This window comes from Pararhodospirillum oryzae, assembly GCF_007992075.1.
Classification (GTDB): Bacteria; Pseudomonadota; Alphaproteobacteria; order Rhodospirillales; family Rhodospirillaceae; genus Pararhodospirillum; species Pararhodospirillum oryzae.
Genome location: NZ_BJZO01000178.1, coordinates 1 through 1,536, shown reverse-complemented (window position 1 = coordinate 1,536; position 1,536 = coordinate 1). Strand labels below are relative to the sequence as shown.

The window sequence follows — 1,536 nt, the reverse complement described above, 5'->3', positions numbered from 1 at the left end:
AATCCCACTCAAACCTATTGCCTATTCATCCATGTAAAATTGATCATTCTCATGAGCATCAATTTTTTCTTCGAACCAGCGAGCACACACGCGCAACTGCACAAGGTCTGCCTTTCCAAAACCTTTGTGATGCATAATAGCAACGCGTAAATTTTTGAAGTTTTTTAGCATGCCGTGCGTTTCATCCCAGCACACAAATATTTCTTCAAAAACATTATCCCAATGATCTTCGATGATCGAGAGGTAGTGCGCGAAGTCGGCTTCTTTGAGAACGATTTCTCCTGTCATATTATCCTGATTGACACCATTCTTCTCTAGTTTTCCAATAATTTTTCTTGGCGCGTGTTCTTTGTACCAATCATCCCCGTAAAAAAGAGACATTTTTTGATCAATAAACTCTCTGAGCCAGACTTCAAGAGCCCGAGCTTCCCCATAACCTCTGATCTGAAACTGGGTCGGCTTGAGGTTTCTAAGGTGATCACTTAATTTCACCTTCTTTTTCGGTACAATAATCCGATTGTACCGAGCCCAAACATTTGGGGCCGGATATCCGTTGATCGACAGCATCGCACTTAAGGCGCGCTGGTTCGGTTTGAGGATCTCCGTGTCAAAACCAACGTCCCGATAGGCCACAAGCCGGGCCTCCGGCGACATTTTGAAATCAGGCGTGAAATTTAAGTGCCTAAGGTCACCAACGAGTGACGCATAACGGTCAAAGCTGGCTGCGGAACCGGAAATATCATCACTCATGGAGGCGAGCGTTGAAAATGCTTGTGCATATCCATCCCGCGTCCGCCAGTCTTCCATCATCGAATTGACGGAAGATACATGCGCCATATCCATTCCAGACAAAAGAGAATGTGCTGCGGGCTTCCAATCCTCCCCTGCTGCCCATGTCGCAGCGCTTTCTCTATAGCTAGCCAGTGGGCTTTCGAACTGCGCTATCTGCGAAATCTCGTTGTAACGTAGGGTGTTAGAGAGACGGTCTTGCTCAAATGCGGCGATTCCGCTTGGGTATCCCCGCGCTAAATCCTCGATCACGCTACGTTCGACTAAATTGGCGGCCCCAACAGCCGACGAATAATGATCCGCTGCATTCAATCCGGCGATGTCCGGTAAAAAGGCGTCCATTGATTGCCGAGCAATATAGTCACTCGCTGATGTTGCTGATAGCGATGCCGCTAAAGATTCGTATTCCGCATAGTACTGGAGAGCTTCACTTGGATGTAACTTGGCAAGATCGGCAGCGGTGGAAACGCCAAGTTCTCGTAGATAGCGTTCGTAAATGCTGCTCATTGCCTGCGCCTCCAATCGCGGATGGGTACATCATGTGGAAACTGAGAGAAGGTAGCACAATATGAAGGGGGTGGCTATGTCATGTCGAACTCGAAGGAGAATTCGTCGATTGGATGATTTCCTATCCAATTCTGCGTTTTGTCAACATTAGCCGACCAGAAGTTACTTTCGCATCCATTTGGAAAGAACGCGCCCCGTTGGGTCGGGGAGTGTCCGGTCTTCCGTGTACGGGATTAGGGT

1 protein-coding gene is annotated in these 1,536 nt (G+C 48.0%); it reads right to left on the bottom strand.

Translation table 11 applies throughout. The features are described from left to right. Positions 1–21: 21 nt before the first annotated feature. Complete coding sequence (locus tag ROR02_RS16350; RefSeq protein ID WP_147165101.1) at positions 22–1,296, bottom strand: Swt1 family HEPN domain-containing protein; 1,275 nt, start codon at positions 1,294–1,296, stop codon at positions 22–24. Between the last annotated feature and the right edge of the window lie 240 nt (positions 1,297–1,536).